The following is a 20,768-nucleotide window of genomic DNA, read 5'->3' as shown; positions in this document are numbered from 1 at the left end:
TGGCATGGCCATACCGCCAAGACTCGCCGCGAACCGGTCAGCCCGCGACCCCCACACGGAAGTTGATACGGACTCATGCCATGGATCGCACCATTCCGGAGAAATCCGCGTCAGGTCCGGTCACAGGGGATCAACCGGGGCACAGTTGTATGCGCCAGTGACCGGGGACGCCCATCGGTGGACAGGCACCCCCGGCTCACGACTCAACCTCGCGCGCCCAGCAGATGATCCATGGCCAGCTGGTCGAGCTGCTCGAAGGCCATCCCGCGCGCGGCCGTCGCCTCCACGTCGAACTCCTCGAAGGCCGAGCGGTCCGCGAGCAGGCCCGCCAGACCGTCCGCCGCCGTCTGCTGCGCCAGCTCGTCCAGACGCGAGGCGCGCAGCGCCGCCTGGACCTCCGGGTCGGCGCGGAAGGCGGCCGTCCGCTCCTTCAGGATGAGGTAGTTGCGCATGCATCCGGCCGCCGAAGCCCACACGCCGTCGAGGTCCTCGGTCCGCGGCGGCTTGAAGTCGAAGTGCTTCGGACCCGCGTAACCGGCGATCTCCAGGAGGTCGACCAGCCAGAAGGCGGCACGCAGGTCACCGGCGCCGAAGCGCAGGTCCTGGTCGTACTTGATGCCGGACTGACCGTTGAGGTCGATGTGGAAGAGCTTGCCCGCCCACAGGGCCTGGGCGATGCCGTGCGGGAAGTTCAGCCCGGCCATCTGCTCGTGGCCGACCTCGGGGTTGACGCCGTACATCTCCGGGCGCTCCAGGCGCTCGATGAAGGCCAGGGCGTGGCCGACCGTCGGCAGCAGGATGTCGCCGCGCGGCTCGTTGGGCTTGGGCTCGATCGCGAACTTCAGGTCGTAGCCCTGAGAGATCACGTACTCGCCGAGGAGGTCGAAGGCCTCCTTCATACGGTCGAGCGCGACCCGTACGTCCTTGGCGGCGCCGGACTCGGCGCCTTCCCGGCCACCCCAGGCCACGTAGGTCTCCGCGCCGAGTTCGACCGCGAGGTCGATGTTGCGGATCGTCTTGCGCAGCGCGTAGCGGCGGACCTCACGGTCGTTGGCGGTGAACGCGCCGTCCTTGAAGACGGGGTGCGTGAAGAGGTTGGTAGTGGCCATCGGCACCTTCATGCCGGTCGCGTCGAGGGCTTGGCGGAAGCGCTTGATGTGCGACTCGCGCTCGGCGTCCGAGGACCCGAAGGGAATCAGGTCGTCGTCGTGGAAGGTCACTCCGTGTGCACCGAGCTCGGACAGACGCTGCACTGTCTCGACCGGGTCGAGGGCACGGCGGGTGGCGTCACCGAACGGGTCCCGTCCCTGCCAGCCGACGGTCCACAGGCCGAAGGTGAACCTGTCCTCGGGGGTGGGCTGGTAGTTCATGCCGCGGCTCCTTGCTTGCTCCGACTATTTCGTCATGGCAGTTTACAAATTAGTATGCGGAAGCATCTCTGGGAAGAGACAACGTGTCCCTGAAACGTTTCCCTGAGCAGAGACTGAGGGTGGGGACGGGTCGCCGCGACCCGGACAAGCACCGGAAAACACCAGGCCAGATCCCGCGAAGCCGCGGAAGAGGGAGAACCCGATGTCAGCAGCCGAGGGTCCGCTCGTCGTCGGCGTGGACACGTCGACCCAGTCCACCAAGGCGCTGGTCGTCGACGCGGCCACCGGGCAGGTCGTGGCGAGCGGCCAGGCACCGCACACCGTCACCACCGGGGCAGGCCGCGAGAGCGACCCGCGGCAGTGGTGGAACGCCCTGTGCGAGGCACTGAGCCAATGCGGTGACGCGGCACGCGAGGCCGCCGCCGTGTCGATCGGCGGCCAGCAGCACGGGCTCGTCACCCTGGACGCCCACGGCGAGCCGGTTCGTCCGGCGCTGCTGTGGAACGACGTTCGCTCGGCACCCCAGGCCCGTCGGCTGGTCGAGGAACTCGGCGGCGCGAAGACCTGGGCGGAGCGCACCGGAAGCGTCCCGGGAGCCTCCTTCACCGTCACGAAGTGGGCCTGGCTGGCGGAGCACGAGCCGGAGGCGGTTCGCGCCGTCAAGGCCGTACGGCTCCCCCACGACTACCTCACCGAGCGTCTCACGGGCCAGGGCACCACCGACCGCGGCGACGCCTCCGGCACGGGCTGGTGGGCGTCCGGGACGGAGGCCTACGACGCGGAGGTGCTCGCGCACGTGGGGCTCGACCCCGCGCTGCTGCCGCGGGTGGTCCGGCCGGGTGAGGTCGCCGGGACCGTCCGTGACGGCCATGATCTGCCCTTCTCCAAGGGCACCCTGGTCGCCGCGGGCACCGGGGACAACGCCGCAGCCGCGCTGGGCCTCGGTCTGCGCCCCGGCACTCCGGTACTGAGCCTCGGCACGTCGGGCACGGTGTACGCGGTCTCGACGCACCGGCCCGCCGACCCGACCGGCACCGTCGCGGGCTTCGCCGACGCACGCGGCGACTGGCTGCCGCTGGCCTGCACGCTCAACTGCACGCTCGCTGTCGACCGCGTCGCGACCCTGCTCGGCCTGGACCGCGAGGCCGTCGAACCCGGTACGGCCGTCACCCTCCTGCCCTACCTGGACGGCGAGCGCACGCCCAACCTGCCGGGTGCCTCGGGGCTGCTGCACGGGCTTCGTCACGACACGACGGGCGGACAACTGCTCCAGGCCGCGTACGACGGGGCGGTGCACTCGCTTCTCGGCGCCCTCGATCTGGTGCTCGACGCGGATGCGGACCGCTCGGCACCGCTGCTGCTGATCGGCGGCGGCGCGCGCGGTACGGCCTGGCAGGAGACCGTACGCCGGCTGTCCGGGCGGCCCGTCCAGGTGCCCGAGGCCAAGGAACTGGTCGCGCTCGGCGCCGCGGCACAGGCGGCGGGCCTGCTGACCGGCGAGGACCCGGCCGCGGTGGCCCGCCGCTGGGACACGGCCCGGGGGCCGGTACTGGACGCGGTGGAGCGGGACCAGGCGACGCTGGACCGGATCGCCGGGGTACTCTCCGACGCATCGCCGCTGCTGGAACGGGGGACGGACGCCGTCTGACGGTCCGAGGGACGAACACGAACCGACGGAGCCGAACCGACTTCCGCCGAAGGACGCCGACCGCCCCTGACGCGGACGTACGTATGTCCGCGAACGTCGGCTCACGGACACCGACCGAGGACTGACGGAGGCATGACCGCACCGCTGCACGAGGCCCGTCCGCCCGGCGCCGGCGCCCGGCTGCCCGATACGCAGCAAGGCATGCGCCGCCGCAACCTCGCGCGCGTGATGCACACCGTCAGCGCCGAGGGGCAGCTGTCCCGTGCCGGGGTCGCCTCACGCATCGGGCTGACCCGGGCGGCGGTCTCGACGCTCGTGGACGAACTGATCCGCTCCGGGCTGCTCGAAGAGCTGGGCCCCGAGCGGCCCGGCCGGGTCGGGCGCCCCGGGTCGGCGCTCGCCGTGAGCGGGCGTGGTCCCGCCGGGATCGGCGCGGAGGTCGGTGTCGACCATCTCGCGGTCTGCGCGGTCGATCTGCGGGGCGCGGTGCGGGCGCGCGCCGTGCGCCACGGCGCCAACCGCGGGCGCTCCCCCGAACCGGTGATCGAGGAACTGACCGGGTTGGTGCGAGAGGTGATCGCCGAGGTGGAGCGCGAGGGCCTGTGGCCGGCCGGTCTCGCGGTCGCCGTGCCGGGGCTCGTGGCCCGCGACGGGCGCACGGTCGTCCGCGCCCCCAACCTCGACTGGCACGACACGGATCTCGGCGCGCTCCTGCCCGCAGTGTTCCCGCTGACCGTCGACAACGAGGCCAATCTCGGCGCGCTGGCGGAACTCTGGCTCGGAGACGGCACTCCGCCCGACTTCCTGCATGTGTCGGCCGAGATCGGCATCGGCGCGGCGGTGGTCGTGGACGGGCGGCTGCTGCGTGGAACGCGGGGGTTCGCGGGCGAGTTGGGACATGTGCCGGTCCGTCCGGAGGGGCCGGAGTGCGCGTGCGGTGGACGCGGGTGCCTGGAGCAGTACGCGGGTGAGGAGGCGGTCCTGCGATCGGCGGGGGTCGAGCCGGGAGAGGACCGCGTCGGGCTGCTCGCGGAACGCGCCGCCCAGGGCGACACGGATGTGCGGCGGGCCCTGGAGGAGGCCGGCACGGCACTCGGTATCGCGCTGACCGGGGCGGTCAATCTGCTGGACCCCGAGATCGTCGTCCTGGGCGGTGCCCTGTCCGGGCTCGCGCCGTGGCTGCTGCCGTCGCTGGAGGCGGAACTGGCCCGGCGTACGGCGGGACCCGCCTGTGCGGTTTCGGTGTCGCGGCTGGGACCCGAGGGTCCGCTGCTGGGCGCCGCGCATTCGGTGGTGCGCGCGGTGCTGGACGATCCGGGGGCGGTGGCCGGGCGGGGCTGAGTCGCCCCCGCCGCGGCTTCGATCCCCGGCACAGCAGGCCACCGTCACTCGTTGGAGTGGCCGAGTTATCCACATTCACTCGGTCATCCACCGAAATCCATAGGCCCTTCCTGCCCGACCGCGAAGCGCCGTAGCGTGATCCACCTGAGGCGCAGCCCGTCACGTTGCCGGTTGGTGCGCCCCGTCCGCCGACCTTCCGCAGAACGGAGCTGTGCAGCGATGACCGACCCCAGGATCTTGACCGTGCGCCCCGAACCGGGCGAGTACGCCTGGACGTTCGGCGGCGCGCCGCCCGTCGCGCGGATCACGCCGGGCACCGTCCTCGACCTGTATACGGAGGACTGCTTCGCCGGACGCGTGCGTTCCGAGAATGATCTGGTGTCCGAGGTGTGCGAGTTCCCGTTCCTGAACCCGCAGACAGGCCCCTTCCATGTGGAGGGCGCGGAACCGGGCGACACCGTCGCGGTGCACTTCGTGTCCATCGAACCGGCCCGGGACTGGGCGGCGTCGACAACGGTCCCGTTGTTCGGGGCGCTCACGTCCACCCACACCACGGCCACGCTGCAGCCACCGCTGCCGGAGACGGTCTGGATCTGGCAACTCGACCGGACGCGGCGCACGGCGCTGTTCCGCGCGCGGGACAGCGACATCGAGATCGAGCTGCCCATGGACCCGATGCACGGCACGGTGGGCGTGGCGCCCGCCAACCTGGAGGTGCGGTCCGCGCTGGTTCCCGACGCGCACGGCGGGAACATGGACACGCCGGAGATGCGCGCCGGTGTCACCTGCTATCTCGGAGTGAACGTCGAGGGTGCACTGCTCAGCCTCGGTGACGGTCACGCCCGCCAGGGCGAGGGCGAGACCTGTGGGGTCGCCGTCGAGTGTGCGATGAACACCGTGGTGATCGTCGAGCTGCTCAAGGGAGTTGCCACCCCCTGGCCGCGTATCGAGTCCGACACGCACATCATCTCGACCGGTTCGGCACGGCCGTTGGAGGACGCGTTCCGGATATCCCAGCTCGACCTGGTGCGATGGCTGGTGCGGGACTACGGGTTCAGTGAACTGGACGCGTACCAGTTCGCGTCGCAGGCCGTCGAGTCACCGCTGGCCAACGTCTGCGACACCAACTACACCTGCGTGGCCAAGATCCGCAAGGAGTGGCTGCCCGCCCGCGAGACCCATCGCGGGCTGCACGCGCAGTTGCGCGAGACGGCGACCGCACTCCAGCGTTGAGCCGAACACTTCTCAGGCTTCCGCATACTCCTGGCACACCAACGCGTCCCATATGCAGTAGTCCCCCAGTCCCTCCACAGCCCCGAGTCCCCTGCCCGCCGTCGAAAGGCACTTCACGCATGGAGCGGACCAGGTCGTTCCCCAGCAGACGACAGCTGTTGAAGAACTCGGCACTCACTGTCGGGTCCTACACCCTGCTTCCCACTCCTCGGGTCGGCGCCCAGCCCCGGTCCCTCGACTACCCGCTCGCCACGTGGGAGCCGGCGACCGCCGCCAACTACACGACGTCCAGCCGCCCGGTGACCCAGGTCCCCAGCCTCGTCGTCATTCATGTGACCCAGACGTCCTACGCCAACACCCTGGCCGTCTTCCAGCACCCTCGGAAGAAGGTGTCCGCGCACTACGTCGTACGGTCCGGCGACGGACACGTGGCGCAGTGCGTGCGGGAGCACGACATCGCCTGGCACGCGGGCGACTGGAACCACAACCTGCGCAGCATCGGCATCGAGCACGAAGGGTGGGTGGACCGCCCCGGCTGTTTCACGGACGCCCTGTACGAGAACTCCGCGAGGCTCACCGCGACGATCTGCACGCGCTACGGCATACCGAAGGAGCGCACGCACATCATCGGGCACTACGAAGTGCCTGGCACCGATCACACCGATCCCGGGCCCGACTGGGACTGGACGCGTTACATACGCCTCGTCAACACCGCCTGAGCGAAGCGGTGGTGCCGTCGACCGGTCTCCTGGCGTCGAAACGGTTGTCCCCGTCCATCCCCCGAGTGACGATGTCACCAGCCGCATCGCCTTCCGGGAGGCCCAGTTGACCGATCCATGGGTGGCCCTGGAACAGGGAGCAGACCCCGTCGAACGGGGACGGGTGCTGCGTCGCGCGCACGAAACGTTCACCGAGGCGGGGACGGTGACAAGGCCGGTGCGTTCCGTGGTGGCGGACTCCTGGAGACGTTCCGCCCGGGCCGGGGTGGGGCCGGACGGCACGGCAAGCGTGGATCTGATGGACGGCGACCTCGGCGCCTACCGTGCGGAGCATCCGCTGGCCCGTGTGATGCCCCTGTTCCGTGAGCTCATGGGCACCTTCGCCGCCGACGGCGAGCATCTGCTCGCGGTGTGCGACGCGCAGGGCAGACTGATGTGGGTCGAGGGGCATCCGGCCACCAGGCGGCAGGCGGGGCGGATCAACTTCGTACCGGGGGCGCGCTGGGCGGAGTCCGCGGTCGGTACGAACGCGCCTGGTACGGCGGTCGCCGTGGACCGGCCGGTGCAGGTGTTCGCGGCCGAGCACTTCATCCGGCAGGTGCAGCCGTGGACGTGCGCGGCGGCTCCGGTGCACGATCCGCGCACGGGACGGGTGCTCGGTGCCGTGGACATCACCGGCCGGGACGGGCTCGCGCATCCGCACAGCCTCGGGTTCGTGCAGGCGGTGGCTCGGGCCGCCGAGTCCCAGCTCGCGCTGCTCGCCCCGGCGGGCCCCGCCACGGACGCGCTCGAACTGACCGCGCTGGGCCGTGACGAGGCTCATCTGCTTGCCACCGGGCGCGCGTTGCGGCTCAGCCGTCGGCACAGCGAACTCCTCGTCCTGCTCACCCGCCATCCGGAAGGGCTGACCGGAGACGAGCTGCTGTGCGCCCTGTACGAGGACGAGTCGGTGACACCGGTGACGCTGCGCGCCGAACTGGCCCGGCTGCGCCGTGTCCTGGCGCCCGGGTTGCTGGCTTCGCGCCCGTACCGGCTGACGGTGCCGGTCGAGTCGGACATCGCGGTCGTGGAGCGCTCGATCGAGACCGGTGCGGTCACGACGGCGGTGCGGGCGTATGCCGGTCCGCTGCTGCCCGGTTCCCGGGCTCCGGCGGTGGCCCGGCTGCGGCGCAGACTCGCCGACGGACTGCGCACCGCGCTGGTCGCCCGCCGGGACCCGGACCTGCTGGCCGACTGGGCCCATACGCCGTGGGGCGAGGACGACCTCGACGTATGGCGTGCGCTCGCGGCAGTACGACCGACAGCGGCCGTACGGGCACGCCTGAACGAGTTGGAGTCGGAACAGGCCGCGCCGCGGCGTTGGGCACATCTGTCCGCCCGGCGTTGACAGAACGCCGGCACCGGAGGCCGGGGGCGCAGGTCACATGGCTCAGGCGGGTGTCCGACGACTGCCGGAAGCCCACGCTGCGCCGCCCTCGTAGGCATCACACGCCCGCGGCTGACCCCGCACGGACCCAACCCCGCCCCACCGCCCAGGCATCCGTGCGCAACCTGTCTGCAACCTCGCTGCTTCTAGCCTCGCGGCGAGAGCGGCCCAACGGCGGGCGGCTCTGCTGAAGGAGGCAGGCCATCATGACCCGTTACGCGGCGCCCGGTACCGACGGCGCGATCGTCTCCTACCAGGCGCGCTACGACCACTTCATCGGCGGCGAGTACGTGCCGCCGACCCGGGGGCAGTACTTCGAGAACCCGAGTCCGGTGAACGGGCAGCCGTTCACGGAGATCGCGCGGGGCACCGCCGAGGATGTGGAGCTCGCGCTCGACGCGGCGCACGCGGCGGCGCCGGCCTGGGGCCGTACGTCGGTGACCCAGCGGTCCGACATCCTGCTGAAGATCGCCGACCGGATGGAGGCGAATCTCGAGGCGCTGGCGGTCGCCGAGACCTGGGAGAACGGCAAGCCGGTACGGGAGACCCTCGCCGCCGACATCCCGCTCGCCATCGACCACTTCCGCTATTTCGCGGGAGCGATCCGCGCGCAGGAGGGGTCGCTCGGCGAGCTCGACGACGACACGGTGGCGTACCACTTCCATGAGCCGCTCGGTGTGGTCGCGCAGATCATCCCGTGGAACTTCCCCATCCTGATGGCAGTCTGGAAGCTGGCGCCCGCGCTCGCGGCGGGCAACGCGGTCGTGATCAAGCCCGCCGAGCAGACTCCGGCATCCCTCCACTACTGGATGAGTCTGGTCTCGGACCTGCTGCCGGCGGGTGTGGTGAACATCGTCAACGGCTTCGGGGTGGAGGCGGGCAAGCCGCTCGCGTCCAGCGCGCGGGTGGCGAAGGTGGCGTTCACGGGTGAGACCACGACGGGGCGGCTGATCATGCAGTACGCCTCGGAGAACATCAAGCCTGTCACGTTGGAGCTGGGCGGCAAGTCGCCGAACATCTTCTTCGACGACGTGTGGGCGGCGGACGACGACTTCCGCGACAAGGCGCTCGAAGGCTTCACCATGTTCGCGCTCAACCAGGGTGAGGTGTGCACCTGCCCGTCCCGTGCGCTGATCCAGCGCGGCAACTACGCCGAATTCCTCCAGGCGGCGGTCGCCCGCACCGAGCTCATCAAGCCGGGGCACCCGCTCGACACGGACACGATGATCGGCGCGCAGGCCTCCAACGACCAGCTGGAGAAGATCCTCTCGTATCTGGACATCGGCCGGCAGGAGGGGGCCAGGATCCTCACGGGTGGCGAACGCATCGAGTACGACGGTGAGTTGAAGGGCGGGTACTACGTCCAGCCGACCATCTTCGAGGGCGACAACCGGATGCGGATCTTCCAGGAGGAGATCTTCGGGCCCGTGGTGTCCGTGACCTCGTTCGGCGACTTCGACGACGCGATCAGGACCGCCAACGACACGCTGTACGGTCTCGGGGCGGGCGTGTGGACCCGGGACATGAACACCGCGTACCGGGCGGGCCGCGCGATCCAGGCGGGCCGGGTGTGGACCAACTGCTACCACGCGTATCCGGCGCACGCGGCGTTCGGCGGCTACAAGCAGTCCGGGATCGGCCGTGAGAACCACAAGATGATGCTGGACCACTATCAGCAGACGAAGAACATTCTTTGCAGCTACTCACCCAAGAAACTCGGGTTCTTCTAGCACTCCACCGACGGCCCGACCGAGGGAGTCACGGCAGAAGTGTCCGACAAACCCGCCGTCCGGGTAATCCGTCCGGTCGTCACGGCCGCCGACTACGACGCCGCGCTGCACTTCCACCGCGATGTGCCGGGCCTCCCGAGCGGGTGGCGTTCTCGTCCGACGGCGGGCGGGTGCCGATCCCCGGAGCGGGCCGGGCGAACCGCGCGGAGTTCATCGACGAGGTGAAGGCCGGCCGCCGCGTGGCCGGTCACATCCGGGTCGCCTTCGAGGTGAGCGACGTGACCGCGACCACGGCGAAGCCGACGGCGGCCGGGAGCTGAATCACCTCGGAATCCCCCAACCCGATTTTGCATGACCATGCATTCTCCTGCATAATATTTCTATGTCCAAGGTCCTCACTTCTCTTCCTGCCGGCGAGCGCGTCGGCATCGCCTTCTCGGGCGGGCTCGACACCTCGGTCGCGGTCGCGTGGATGCGCGACAAGGGTGCCGTCCCGTGCACCTACACCGCCGACATCGGCCAGTACGACGAGCCCGACATCGCCTCGGTGCCCGACCGCGCGAAGACCTACGGTGCCGAGATCGGGCGCCTGGTCGACTGCCGGGCCGCCCTGGTCGAGGAGGGCCTGGCCGCGCTGACCTGCGGCGCGTTCCACATCCGCTCCGGCGGGCGGGCGTACTTCAACACGACCCCCCTCGGCCGTGCCGTCACCGGCACGCTGCTGGTCCGGGCGATGCTGGAGGACGACGTCCAGATCTGGGGCGACGGCTCGACCTTCAAGGGCAACGACATCGAGCGGTTCTACCGCTACGGCCTGCTCGCCAACCCGCACCTGCGCATCTACAAGCCCTGGCTGGACGCCGACTTCGTCACCGAGCTCGGTGGCCGCAAGGAGATGTCCGAGTGGCTGGTCGCCCACCAGCTGCCGTACCGGGACTCGACAGAAAAGGCGTATTCCACCGACGCCAACATCTGGGGCGCCACCCACGAGGCGAAGACCCTGGAACACCTGGACACCGGCGTCGAGACCGTCGAGCCGATCATGGGCGTCCGGTTCTGGGACCCCGAGGTCGAGATCGCCACCGAGGACGTGACGATCGGCTTCGACCAGGGCCGTCCGGTCACCATCAACGGCAAGGAGTTCGCCTCCGCCGTCGACCTGGTCATGGAGGCCAACGCCGTCGGCGGCCGCCACGGCCTGGGCATGTCCGACCAGATCGAGAACCGCATCATCGAGGCCAAGAGCCGTGGCATCTATGAGGCCCCCGGCATGGCCCTCCTGCACGCCGCGTACGAGCGCCTCGTCAACGCCATCCACAACGAGGACACCCTCGCGCAGTACTACACCGAGGGCCGTCGTCTCGGCCGGCTGATGTACGAGGGCCGCTGGCTGGATCCGCAGGCCCTGATGATCCGGGAGTCACTGCAGCGGTGGGTCGGCGCGGCGGTCACGGGCGAGGTCACACTCCGCCTGCGGCGCGGCGAGGACTACTCGATCCTCGACACGAACGGCCCCGCCTTCAGCTACCACCCGGACAAGCTGTCCATGGAGCGCACCGAGGACTCGGCCTTCGGCCCGGTGGACCGGATCGGCCAGCTCACCATGCGTAACCTCGACATCGCCGACTCGCGCGCCAAGCTGGAGCAGTACGCGAGCCTCGGCCTGATCGGCACCGGCAGCCCCACCATCGGCGCCTCCCAGGCTGCTGCCACCGGGCTGATCGGCACCATGCCGGAGCTGCCGCAGGGTGGCGCCGAGGCCATCGCCTCGCGCGGCGAGGTCTCCGAAGAGGCCGCGCTCCTGGACCGCGCCGCGATGGAGTCCGGCACGGACTGACCTCCAGCGACGACAGGACTTGACGAAGAGGCCGGCTCTACGACGGATGTCGAGCCGGCCTCTTCGCATACGCAGCCGTGCGACCCCGTCAGGGGTGCCCGCTCGTCCTCAGCGCGTCGAGGACCCGTCCTGCCGCGTATCGGATGCGATGGGAGGCGGGTGACTGGGAGAACGCGGTGAGTACGCCGAGCAGATCGACGCCCGGGGGTGCGGCGGGCAGCTGCCCGTACCCGTCGACGTAGCGGTCGATCCCTGACAGGGCCTGGTGGCGGACCGATTCGGACGGGTCGTCGAGGTGGGACAGAAAGAGGGAGACGTCTCCCTCGTCGTCCTCGTCCAGGAGTGAGAGGACGGTCGCCGTGACCTCGTCGGACGGGTGGTCGATCACACGACGTAGGGCGGGGAGGATCTCGGGGTACCCGGCGAGCGCGTTACGGGTGTGCCAGAGGTTCGGTTCGTCGGTGGTGAGGAGGCCAAGCAGGGCCTCGGCCGTCGCGTCCCGGTCCCGGCGAGGCAGCCCGTGCCGGCCCAGGTGCTCCAGCCCTTTGATGGCCCCGGCCCGTATCTGCTGGTCCGGATCACGCAGGAGCGGCAGCAGCGTCTCGGTGGCCCCAGGGGCCACGAGTTCGCCCAGGACAGTGGCTGCGGTCGCCCGGACGTAAGGATGGCCGAGACCGGGACCCGGGTCGGGCCCGGGGGCGGAAACGGCGGCCGATCTGATCCACCGGACCGCCGTCGGTGTACCGATGGCGGCCAGCGCCCGTACGGCACTGGGGCCCGCTTCCGGGTGGTCGAGCCACCGTACGGCGGCGGGCACGGCACGGACGTCCCCCCACCCGCCGAGCGCGCTCAGGAGCCGGGCGGCGACCTCGGCGTCGGTCTCGGCCTCGAGTACCGACAGAAACGTGTCGGCCGTTCCCGACGGTCGCAGTACCGGCAGGAGTGACTCGGCCGTTCCGGACCGCCGCAGTGCGGTGAAGAGGGCGTCGACCGTTCCGGACAGCCACGAGGATGACAGCAGCGCGTCCGGCGGGCCGTGCCGCTGGTCGTCGGCGAGGAGCCCCACGACCACCCGCCGTACCTCGGGGCACTGGTCGCGCAGGCCGTCGAGGAGCGAGCCACGCAGACCGCGCCTGTGCCGCGCGGGCAGCATCTCCAGCGCTCGTGCACGCGAGAGGCCGTGGCCGTACCGGGCGGCGTTCAAGAGCTGCTCCACTACGGGCTTCTGGTTCAGCGAGGCGTAGAGGGCGCGCTGCGCGTGTCCCCACACGAGCGGCTCGGTGTCGCCGACCAACCTTACGAGCAGGGCCGGTTCGAGGGTCTCGCCCCGGCCGTGCAGGCCCACCAGCGCGTTGACTCGCAGATGCCAGTCGGTGTCCTCCGCCAGTCGCCGGAACGCCTCCGTGACGTCCGGCCCGGTCAGCCCCAGCCGCTCGGCGGCAAGCGAGGCCCGACGCCGTACGGACGGATCGGGGTCCCCCATCAACGCGACGACCACCGGGCTGGCCTCGTCACCGCCGAGCGGCCCCAGCGACCCGAGCGCGTCCGCGACTCCGGCCCGAACCAGGGCGTCGGAATCCCCAGCTGTCCCGACGACTGCCGCGCCCACCCCGGCGACGACGTCACCGTGCTCGCCGGCGGCCCACCGCCCCACCCGCCCAAGCCCTTTGACGGCGGCTGCTCTCCGCCCGGGTTCCCCCGCCGACAACTCCCGCGAAAGAAAGGCAACCTGATGCGTGGCACCGACTGCCCCACCACCCCGAACACCACCCATGCGCTCCCCCTCCGAATCCCGCTATGAGAATGACTGCTCGGACGGCTCGAGAGTTGTGCGAATTCCGGTGGCAAGCACGCGTCACCAGTCGAACACTGAAGGTGCGCCGATCCGGGACCTCTTCGGCGTGGAGATGTTTCCCCCATGACGGACCTTGGTGGGCAGGCGAGGGTGTTCGAGCCGGCAGTGATCGCACGGCCCAGCGCGTACGTGTACGCCGTCACACGGGCGGTCAACTGCTGGCCGTACGTGTCGAAGGTGTACGCCACCATGGAGTCCTCGGCGGACATCGTGCCACGCGGCGTGCACCGTAGGTGCACGTGCCGTCGGACGTCACCTGGTCGCGGGCGTTGTACGTATGTCGCCGAACCGGCCGGGTGGTGGGTGACGGCGCCGTAGGGCGAGGCCAGGGTCAGGCGATCGCCGGCCAGGTCGCAGGAGTAGGTGACGGTCTCGCCCTGGGCGGCGCCGATGGCCTCGGTCGCCTCGGCCTCGATGAGTCCCTGCAGGATGCACCCGCACAGCATCCTGATCGTCTCGACTCCGTCGGCCGTATGTAGGGGGCTGAGCAGCTGCAGCAGGACAGACCGGGACAAGACAATCGTGCACTCCGCCGGTCGAACTACGCTTTCACCAGGGAGACTTGCGCGATGGCCTGCTCTCGACCGAGCCCTGCTCACGCGCCAACTCCCGGTTTCTCCCACAGACACCGACCGCCCCGGCCGGGGCCAGGACCGGTTGTGCTCTCCGGTCGCGACGGCCCTGAGCGATTCCTCTAGATCGTGTTCTCAGCGACCGTACGCCACACCTCGGCCGCCAGGTCCGGCATGTTCCCGGCCTGCACCCTGGCGGCGATCTCCCGCAGCCGGCCGAGGGCGCCCTGCTCACCCGCGCGCAGGGCGAGCAGGCCGCGCAGGACGTCGTAGCGAATCTGGTCGCGGTAGGACAGCAGTTGCCGGCCGTCCTCGCCCGCCGTCAGCAGTTCGCCCGCACGGTCGGTCGCGCCCTGGTGGAAGGCGAGCTTCGCCTGCACATAGAGCAGTTCCTGCTGATGGCGCGGGGTTCCGATGAGCTTCAGGGCGGGTTCGGCCTCTGCGAGGAAGGACTCGGCGTCCTCCACCCGCGGCGGTGAGGCCTCCAGCGAGAGGGACGCGCCGACCAGCCGGAGCCGGATCCAGAGCTTCAGGTCGTCATGACTGTCCACGGCAGCCATGGCCTCGAGCAGGCGTTCCGTCGCGGCAGCGTGATTGCCCTGCCGGGCGGCCACCGTGCCGGCGCTCCAGAACGCCTCGGCCGCGAGCACCCCGGTCGTTCCCCGCAGTGACTGGCACACCTCGTCGGCCAGCCGCGCGGCTGCCGCCAGGTCGCCGAGCTCGGCCTGGACCGACACCAACAGAAGCTTGCTCCGCACGAGTTCGGCGGCGGAGAGCCGCAGCTGACGCTCGTCGCGGAGAGCCAGCACCTCGGTCACCGCGTCCCGGGCGGCTTTCGCGTCGCCGAGGTCACGGGCGCAGCGCGCGAGCCTGAGCCGGGCGCGAACCTGCAACGCGGCGCGTCCCAGTTCCTCGCTGAGAGCGTTGAGGCGGACGAGGGCCTCGTGTTCCTTACGGAAGTCGCCCACCACCTCGTACACCCGGGCCAGTTGGGTGAGCGCGTGCCAGCGGGTCAGCGGGTCCGCTTCGCCGGCCGCGTCGAGGCCCTGGGTGAGGAGCCTGCCTGTGTCACTGTCGAGATCACGCTCCGGCGTGGCGGCCACGGTCGCGACGAGGTCGGTGAGGCTGTCCTCGGGCCGGTCGTCCTCGAACGTCTCCCTGGGCACCCCGAGCCGCTCGGCCAGGTAGGCGACGGCCCGGTCGGTGGGCCGCCGGTTCCCGGACTCCAGCCTCGACAGATAGGCGGCCGACATGCCCGGTCCGGTGAGGTCAACCTGTGAGATGCCACGGTGTTGCCTGAGCTGGCGCAGGCGCTTGCCGAATGCTGGCTGCTGGAGCACATTGCACCTCTGTGCGGAAGTCTCTTCCTCCTCCCGGCGGGAACGACGCCCGGACGGGGGTGAGTCCAGTGACCCACCCCCGCATGATCCCACGCCTTGGCAACCTTGGAAAATATTGCCTTGATTGGCAATATCCAGCAGAATCAGTCGGTCAACAATTGACTCGCTGCAGCAATGCCCATCGGGACCCGGGCCTCACATGACCTCCAGGGCCGCGTTCGCCCGCCCCCGCCGCTCGAAGAACCGGAGGAGGCCGTACGCCGGCGACGCATACCCCAGCGCGACCACAGCCTCCCGCCCCAGGCTCGACCAGATCACGGCGAACGACGCGCCGTCGAAGAGGGCCCGCAGGTCCTCGATGGCGTGGCGCAGCGGGAGGACCGAACCGATCGCCTTCATCAAGTCCGGCATGGACTCCGGTGGCAGGCCGGCGCCGCTGACAAGGCCTTGTCGGCGGCGAACTCGCGGATGAGCCGCTGGGTCAGCTCGGCCGCCGGCAGGTCGTCCCAGTCGATGGGCCCGACGTCCTCGAAGAGTGCGACTGCGGTGTTGTTGGCGTGTACCCGGTCTGCCGTCTCGATGCTCATGGCGAGGTGTTCTCCTCAGAAGGCACCAATGGTCCGGTACGGAACATGACCGCGCGGGCGGTCAGATGGCGCCGAGCCGCTCCAGGCGTTCGCGGATCTGCCGGTAGGCGTCGAGACCCATAGCCTTCTGCCGGCGGCGCTCCTCGGGCTCGTCCTGGTGACCGAAGCGCCACCAGAGGATGCCCTCCTGCTTGTCCATGATCACGGATCGGTCCTTCTCGGCCGGCCCGCGCAGGAAGAGGGAAACGGTGTCGGGGGTGGTGAACGTGGTGTGGATTGCGCTGTGGTGCAGCGTGTAGCAGCTGCCCGGCGCCTCCCGGCGCACGATGTGCGGCGTCAGCTTCTCCAGCTTGCCCAGGGCCCGCGGGTCCGGGTGGTGACGGTCGAGGTGCTGGCGCGCCTCCGGGTCGGGGCCGTCGCCGTAGATGTCGCCGTCCGTGTGGTACCAGGTGTGCGTGTAACCGCCCGTCACGATGCGGCTGGAGAAGGAGAACCTGTGGTCGTGCGGGCGGTCGAAGTGATCGTCGGTGGAGATGTGCAGGTGCAGCCGGATACCCCGGTCGAGCGCGTCGTACAGGACGATGTAGTCGAGCAGTTGGTGGCGCTCGCACATGGCGAGGAGCTCCGGCTTGTTCTCCACGTCGTAGACGAGTTTGCGCAGGGACTCCTTGTCGTCCGCGATGCGCTGGACGAGGTCGCGGGTGATCTCGCCCGCCGCTTCGAAGTCGGTCCAGTCGACGGTGAGTCGGTCGAGTTGATCGACCACGGTTCCGCCTTGGGACGGAAGCGGGTCGGGCAGCGGCCCGCCGTGCGAGACCGGCGACTCCTGTGCGGTCTGGGCGATCGGTGCCGTGGCGGGTGTCTTCTCGTACTCGCTGCGGATCCGCCGGGCCACCGGTGAACCGGCGGCCGGCAGCCGACCGAGTTCGTCCGCCGGGCACCGCCCGGCCATGACGTCGGCGAGAGTGTCGGCGAAGACATCGAGGTCGGAGGTGCCGACCACATCACGGGTTGGGCTCATGGCGTTCTCCTCAGCGCGCGCACCGCTGTTGCCACGGCGTCCGCGGTGCGCTCCGGCGGATCGTCCGCGTCCGGGGTCGGTACGGGCCGGCCGCGGGCCTTCGCCGTGTGCAGAAGCTCGCGGCACGCGAGCGTCTGGTAGCCGAAGAAGGACGCTCGGGACGAGCCCGTGAAGCCGTCCCAGCAGCCGATCTCGGTGTCCTTGAAGTTGTCGCGACGCGCCCGGGCGACCTCGGGCGCGACATCGAGCAGGACCGTCAGGGCGGGTTCGGGGACCGGGTCGAAAGGCGACTCGGCCCAACGCGTGTCCAAGGGTTCACGGACCAGCGTCTTGGCGATGTCCCGGTAGTACCAGCCGTCCAGCACGGCGAGCGTGCCTGCGTCCGTCAGATCGGGGCGCAGCCGGGCCGGACCCGCATACCAGGAGGCTATGAGCAGGATCCAGTGCGCGGCCCCGTAGGTGTCGCCCTGCTTCTCGGGCGAAGACCAGATGAGCTCGCGCAGCAGGTCGGCGCTCGCCTCGGTTCCCGGATCGGCCGCCACGGTGTGCTTCCTGCCGGTGGGGGCGGTGCTGCCCGGTTCGAGCTCCTGTGTGACGAGGCGCGCGACCGTGGACTTCCCGCTGCCGTCGATACCCTCCATGACGTTCAGCACAGCCCGGCCGCCCCGTCCAGCAGGTAACGGACGATGCCGTCCTCGTCGTTGGCGGCTGTGACGACGGTGGCCCGCGCGAGGACGTCCGGGTGAGCGTTGGCGGGGGCGACGGCCCGGTCGGCGACGGCGAACATGGGCAGGTCGTTGAGGTGGTCGCCGTACACGGTCAGGGGCAGGTGTCCGAGACTCGTGGTGCGAACCAACTCGCGCACAGCGAAGCCCTTCTCGGCTTCGGGGTGCGCGACCTGGACCTCGGTCCAGCCGGGTACGTAGCGGTTGGCGGCGGCCAGGACGGTGGCCGTGGCGCCGAGAGCCTCCTCGAGGACCATGACGGCGGTCTTCGCCTGCTCGTCGGGGACGAAGGCGATCACCGCGGCGGTGCGCGTGCCGACGACCTCGGCGTACGGGTCCTGGTAGGCGCTGATCCGCGGATCGCCGTGCGCGCGCTTCTCCTGCGCGTACCAGGCGGTGGCCGAGTTGCTGCAGGGTCCGTGCAGGACACGGTCGTGGGTGCCGTCCCAGGTGGTCAGCACGGGTTCTGCGCCGAGTTGCGTGAGCGCGTCCAGCGCGGCGGTGGCCGTGTCCGGGCCGAGGGTGCGGTGAGCCAGGTGCCGGGTGGACGCGAGGTCGGTGAGGAATGCGCCGTTGAGCTCGATGACGGGCAGCGTCAGCCGCACGCCGGCGAGCAGACTGCGTATGGCGACGGCGCTGCGCGCGCTGGCCACGGTCAGCGAAGTGCCCGCGTCCAGCAGCGCGTTGAGTCCGTCGCGGGCGTACGCGCCGAGTGTGGCGTCAGAACGCAGCAGAGTTCCGTCGAGATCGAGGACGTGCAGTCCGGGGTGGCGGTGGTCGGTCATCGGCGAGCCTCCTCCAGGAGCCGGCCGGGAAGGAGCGCGGGGATCAGTTCGCGCGACTCCCCCATGGAACCGAGGACACGGTGGGCGGCGACGAGCCAGGTGCGCGGCGTGAGCGTCGCGAGGCCGAACACCTTCACGCCGGCTGCCCTCACGGAAGCGACTCCCCGTGCGCCGTCCTCGACGACCCGACATGCCCGGGGGTCCACGCCGAGGCGCCGTGCCGCGTGGAGGAAGAGGTCGGGGGCGGGCTTGGGGCGGTCGACCTGGTCGGCGCCGAAGATCCGGCCTTGCAGCCGGGAGCGAGGCCGGTCAGGCCGAGTGAGACGACGACCCGCTCGGCGGTGTCGTTGGAGACGACGCAGTAGGGGATACCGCGGGCATCGAGGTCGTCCAGCAACTCGTGGACTCCGTCCACCGCGGCGAGCTCCCGCGCGAAGGCGTCGAAGAGCCGGGCGTGGAAGCGGCGTCCGAAGTCGTCGGGGACCGTCGTGCCGGTTCGTCGGCGGACCGTTTCGGCCATGTCCGCGAAGGACTTCCCGAGGTAGTGCTCGACGGCCTCGGCGAACGTCGTCGGCGCCACCTCGTCCGTCGGCATCGCGGCCGGCAGACGGTTGCCCAGTGCCTCACTGCCCACGAGGACACGGCTGTTGTCGAAGACGACCGACTCGTGGTCCACCTGCCGCCCCCCCTTGGCTCACTTGATCGCGATTGCCAGATAAACCTAAGGCCGCGTTGACAAGTCAGTCAAGCATGGAAGTCGGAACTTGACAGTAGTTGGCAACGCCGACGCCGCTGAGCTGCCAGTCGATTATCAAGCTCAACTTCCCTCTTGATTCAGACACCCCTGGTAGTGCGGCCAACGACCTCCGACACCATCTGTCAAGTAATGTCAAGCCAAATTTGACAACACTCAACAGGAATCGCGAAAAGGGATGAACGATGGAGAACCTGTCCGGCCCGGCCGAGCAGACCCATAACCCGCTGCTTCCGGTAGACGCCCACTGTCATGGCTTGCCGACGTGGACTTCTCCGAGTTCTCCCTGCTCGACCTCGAACTCCTCGATCACGTCTGCGCACGGGAAGGGGTCCTCAGCATCCCGACCCTGTACCTGCACCACCACCGGCTGGACGAGTTCGAGAAGTTCATGCGCCGCTACGACGCCATGAGGCGTGCCGGACGCATCCCACACGTCGTCGGCGTCGCCCTGGAAGGCCCGCTGCTCTCCAGCCAAGCCGGCACGCCGGCCGACACCGTGTGGGCGCCGACGCTTGCGGAGCGGGAACGGCCGGCCCGCCTCGGTGACCTCGGTCTGTGCTGCATCGTCCTCTCCCCCGACGCCCTCTCCCCCGACGCCCACACGGTGTCGACCGCCACCCGGGCTTCGACCGGATCGTGCCGATGCTGCTCGGCCACGGAGCACGGCCCTCCCTGGGGCATTCCACACGCGCCGACCCCGGCCTCAGCGCCCGGCTGCTCAAGGACATCATCGGCATCTCCTGGGCCACGCAGTGGAACAGCGAGGGCGCCCGGGTGGTGACCGACCACCTGTTCAACGACATGCCGGACGTCCTGACCGTCCTCGCCGGCTGGATCGACTGCAACGACGCGGGAGTCCTGCCGATCATCGCCACCGGAACGGCCGAGGCCTGTGCCTGTCGGCCGACCCGCGGACCGGGCTCGTCGTCGCCTCGACCGGAATGGCCCCAGACGTGATCGACATCCACCCCCGCTGGTCATCGCGGACAGTGATCCGGACGTCATCGCGGACGTCCTCGACCTCGCCCTGGCCCTGCTGGGCGAGACCGTGGGGTGCGACGCATGACGTCGTCTCCACCCCAGGACCCACTGGTCTGCCTGTGCGCACCCGTCCCGGAGAGCGTCGTCCTGGCCGCACGGGCCTCGGGCGTTCGCGACGTGCCTGCCCTCCGGCGGCCCACCGCCGCCAGTACGGGCTGGGGAGACTGCCTGACCGACCTCGAGGAACTCCTCAACGAGTGACCGGCCGCGCGGTCGGCCCTCCGGTCACGTCTGGCCAATGGCGGTCATGGCCGCCAGCGGCCACCGGCATGTCATGACACCGAACCTTCACAGCCCGCAGGATCTCTGCAGGCACTCAACGCCATCCGAGCACCATGGAGAGGACCCGGACCGTGCTGTCCATCACCAAGGAGTTCCACTTCTCCGCGAGCCACCAACTGGCCGACCTTCCACCGGACCACCAGTGCGGCAGACTGCATGGCCACAACTACGTCGTGATGCTCGAACTGAGCGGGCACCCCGACCGGTTGGCCAAAGCCGGCTTCGTGCGCGACTACGGCGAACTGGGCGTTGTCAAGAAGTGGCTCGACGACACCGTCGATCACCGGCATCTCAACGACGTGCTGCCCGAGGTGAATCCCACGGCCGAGCACCTTGCCATGTGGATCTACCGGACGTGGGCTGCGGACTTCCCGGAACTGACCGCCGTGCGGATCTCCGAAACGCCCAGGACATGGGCGACGTACCGGCCCGCCGGACCCACCGACTGACCGCGTACACGACCGGGTTACCGGACGAGTTCTGCACGACCACCCGCACG

General features: G+C 70.1%; 20 protein-coding genes and 2 pseudogenes. 11 read left to right on the top strand and 11 right to left on the bottom strand.

Annotated elements, in window-relative coordinates:
- Positions 1-203: 203 nt before the first annotated feature.
- A complete protein-coding gene (xylA, locus tag G3I71_RS21840; RefSeq protein WP_164316517.1) occupies positions 204-1,370 on the bottom strand; it encodes a xylose isomerase in 1,167 nt (388 codons plus the stop codon).
- A gap of 202 nt (positions 1,371-1,572) precedes the next feature.
- Here xylA and xylB point away from each other — a divergent pair, with 202 nt between their 5' ends.
- The 8 genes and pseudogenes from xylB to argG all read left to right on the top strand — a co-directional run bounded on the left by xylB (position 1,573) and on the right by argG (position 11,304).
- On the top strand, positions 1,573-3,018 hold the full coding sequence (gene xylB / locus G3I71_RS21835) for a xylulokinase (RefSeq protein ID WP_164316516.1): 1,446 nt from the start codon (positions 1,573-1,575) through the stop codon (positions 3,016-3,018).
- Positions 3,019-3,150: 132 nt separating this feature from the next.
- Positions 3,151-4,359 (top strand): ROK family transcriptional regulator, encoded by a 1,209-nt coding sequence (locus G3I71_RS21830; protein WP_164316515.1) that lies wholly within the window; start codon positions 3,151-3,153, stop codon positions 4,357-4,359.
- A gap of 219 nt (positions 4,360-4,578) precedes the next feature.
- Positions 4,579-5,592, top strand: a complete 1,014-nt coding sequence (locus G3I71_RS21825; RefSeq protein ID WP_164316514.1) for an acetamidase/formamidase family protein — start codon at positions 4,579-4,581, stop codon at positions 5,590-5,592.
- Between the two features lie 119 nt (positions 5,593-5,711).
- Positions 5,712-6,311: an N-acetylmuramoyl-L-alanine amidase gene (locus G3I71_RS21820; RefSeq protein ID WP_164316513.1), complete on the top strand. Its 600-nt coding sequence runs from the start codon at positions 5,712-5,714 to the stop codon at positions 6,309-6,311.
- 106 nt (positions 6,312-6,417) lie between these two features.
- Entirely contained in the window at positions 6,418-7,698 is a 1,281-nt protein-coding gene (locus tag G3I71_RS21815; protein ID WP_203730993.1) for a GAF domain-containing protein, read from the top strand.
- A 245-nt stretch (positions 7,699-7,943) separates the two neighbouring features.
- Entirely contained in the window at positions 7,944-9,467 is a 1,524-nt protein-coding gene (locus tag G3I71_RS21810; RefSeq protein ID WP_164316512.1) for an aldehyde dehydrogenase family protein, read from the top strand.
- A gap of 39 nt (positions 9,468-9,506) precedes the next feature.
- Positions 9,507-9,784 (top strand): annotated as a pseudogene (locus tag G3I71_RS21805) (VOC family protein); the annotation flags it as partial.
- A 65-nt stretch (positions 9,785-9,849) separates the two neighbouring features.
- Positions 9,850-11,304 (top strand): argininosuccinate synthase, encoded by a 1,455-nt coding sequence (argG, locus tag G3I71_RS21800; RefSeq protein WP_164316511.1) that lies wholly within the window; start codon positions 9,850-9,852, stop codon positions 11,302-11,304.
- An 88-nt stretch (positions 11,305-11,392) separates the two neighbouring features.
- Here argG and G3I71_RS21795 read toward each other — a convergent pair whose 3' ends face one another.
- From G3I71_RS21795 to G3I71_RS21755, 10 genes and pseudogenes are all read right to left on the bottom strand, one after another.
- The gene (locus G3I71_RS21795; protein ID WP_164316510.1) at positions 11,393-13,078 is read right to left on the bottom strand and encodes a HEAT repeat domain-containing protein; all 1,686 of its coding nucleotides are present in this window, start codon (positions 13,076-13,078) and stop codon (positions 11,393-11,395) included.
- Between the two features lie 775 nt (positions 13,079-13,853).
- Positions 13,854-15,071 carry a helix-turn-helix transcriptional regulator gene (locus G3I71_RS21790; RefSeq protein WP_164316509.1) on the bottom strand — a complete coding sequence of 406 codons (1,218 nt, stop codon included), beginning with the start codon at positions 15,069-15,071 and terminating at the stop codon, positions 13,854-13,856.
- A gap of 195 nt (positions 15,072-15,266) precedes the next feature.
- Positions 15,267-15,482, bottom strand: coding sequence for a hypothetical protein (locus G3I71_RS21785; protein ID WP_164316508.1), 216 nt, complete (start codon positions 15,480-15,482; stop codon positions 15,267-15,269).
- The gene (locus G3I71_RS21780; protein WP_164316507.1) at positions 15,470-15,658 is read right to left on the bottom strand and encodes a hypothetical protein; all 189 of its coding nucleotides are present in this window, start codon (positions 15,656-15,658) and stop codon (positions 15,470-15,472) included. The genes G3I71_RS21785 and G3I71_RS21780 overlap by 13 nt, the downstream gene beginning before the upstream one ends.
- 61 nt (positions 15,659-15,719) lie before the next feature.
- Positions 15,720-16,679, bottom strand: a complete 960-nt coding sequence (locus tag G3I71_RS21775; protein ID WP_203730990.1) for a hypothetical protein — start codon at positions 16,677-16,679, stop codon at positions 15,720-15,722.
- Positions 16,676-17,320: a hypothetical protein gene (locus G3I71_RS21770; protein WP_164316506.1), complete on the bottom strand. Its 645-nt coding sequence runs from the start codon at positions 17,318-17,320 to the stop codon at positions 16,676-16,678. Before G3I71_RS21770 ends, G3I71_RS21775 begins: the two co-directional genes overlap by 4 nt.
- A 5-nt stretch (positions 17,321-17,325) precedes the next feature.
- Entirely contained in the window at positions 17,326-18,189 is an 864-nt protein-coding gene (locus tag G3I71_RS21765) for an HAD hydrolase family protein (protein WP_164316505.1), read from the bottom strand.
- A complete protein-coding gene (locus G3I71_RS51270) occupies positions 18,186-18,341 on the bottom strand; it encodes a hypothetical protein (RefSeq protein WP_239149274.1) in 156 nt (51 codons plus the stop codon). The genes G3I71_RS21765 and G3I71_RS51270 overlap by 4 nt, the downstream gene beginning before the upstream one ends.
- Before the next feature lie 30 nt (positions 18,342-18,371).
- Positions 18,372-18,470 (bottom strand): annotated as a pseudogene (locus tag G3I71_RS52940) (HAD family hydrolase); the annotation flags it as partial.
- Between the two features lie 723 nt (positions 18,471-19,193).
- On the bottom strand, positions 19,194-19,547 hold the full coding sequence (locus G3I71_RS21755; protein WP_164316504.1) for a hypothetical protein: 354 nt from the start codon (positions 19,545-19,547) through the stop codon (positions 19,194-19,196).
- A 35-nt stretch (positions 19,548-19,582) separates the two neighbouring features.
- Here G3I71_RS21755 and G3I71_RS21750 point away from each other — a divergent pair, with 35 nt between their 5' ends.
- From G3I71_RS21750 to G3I71_RS21740, 3 genes are all read left to right on the top strand, one after another.
- The gene (locus G3I71_RS21750; protein WP_164316503.1) at positions 19,583-19,903 is read left to right on the top strand and encodes a hypothetical protein; all 321 of its coding nucleotides are present in this window, start codon (positions 19,583-19,585) and stop codon (positions 19,901-19,903) included.
- Between the two features lie 105 nt (positions 19,904-20,008).
- Positions 20,009-20,188: a (2Fe-2S)-binding protein gene (locus tag G3I71_RS21745; RefSeq protein ID WP_164316502.1), complete on the top strand. Its 180-nt coding sequence runs from the start codon at positions 20,009-20,011 to the stop codon at positions 20,186-20,188.
- Between the two features lie 134 nt (positions 20,189-20,322).
- Positions 20,323-20,718 (top strand): 6-carboxytetrahydropterin synthase, encoded by a 396-nt coding sequence (locus tag G3I71_RS21740; RefSeq protein ID WP_164316501.1) that lies wholly within the window; start codon positions 20,323-20,325, stop codon positions 20,716-20,718.
- Positions 20,719-20,768 lie beyond the last annotated feature (50 nt).

The organism is Streptomyces sp. SID12501, assembly GCF_010550245.1.
Classification (GTDB): domain Bacteria; phylum Actinomycetota; class Actinomycetes; order Streptomycetales; family Streptomycetaceae; genus Streptomyces.
This window is presented reverse-complemented; position numbering and strand designations above follow the sequence as displayed.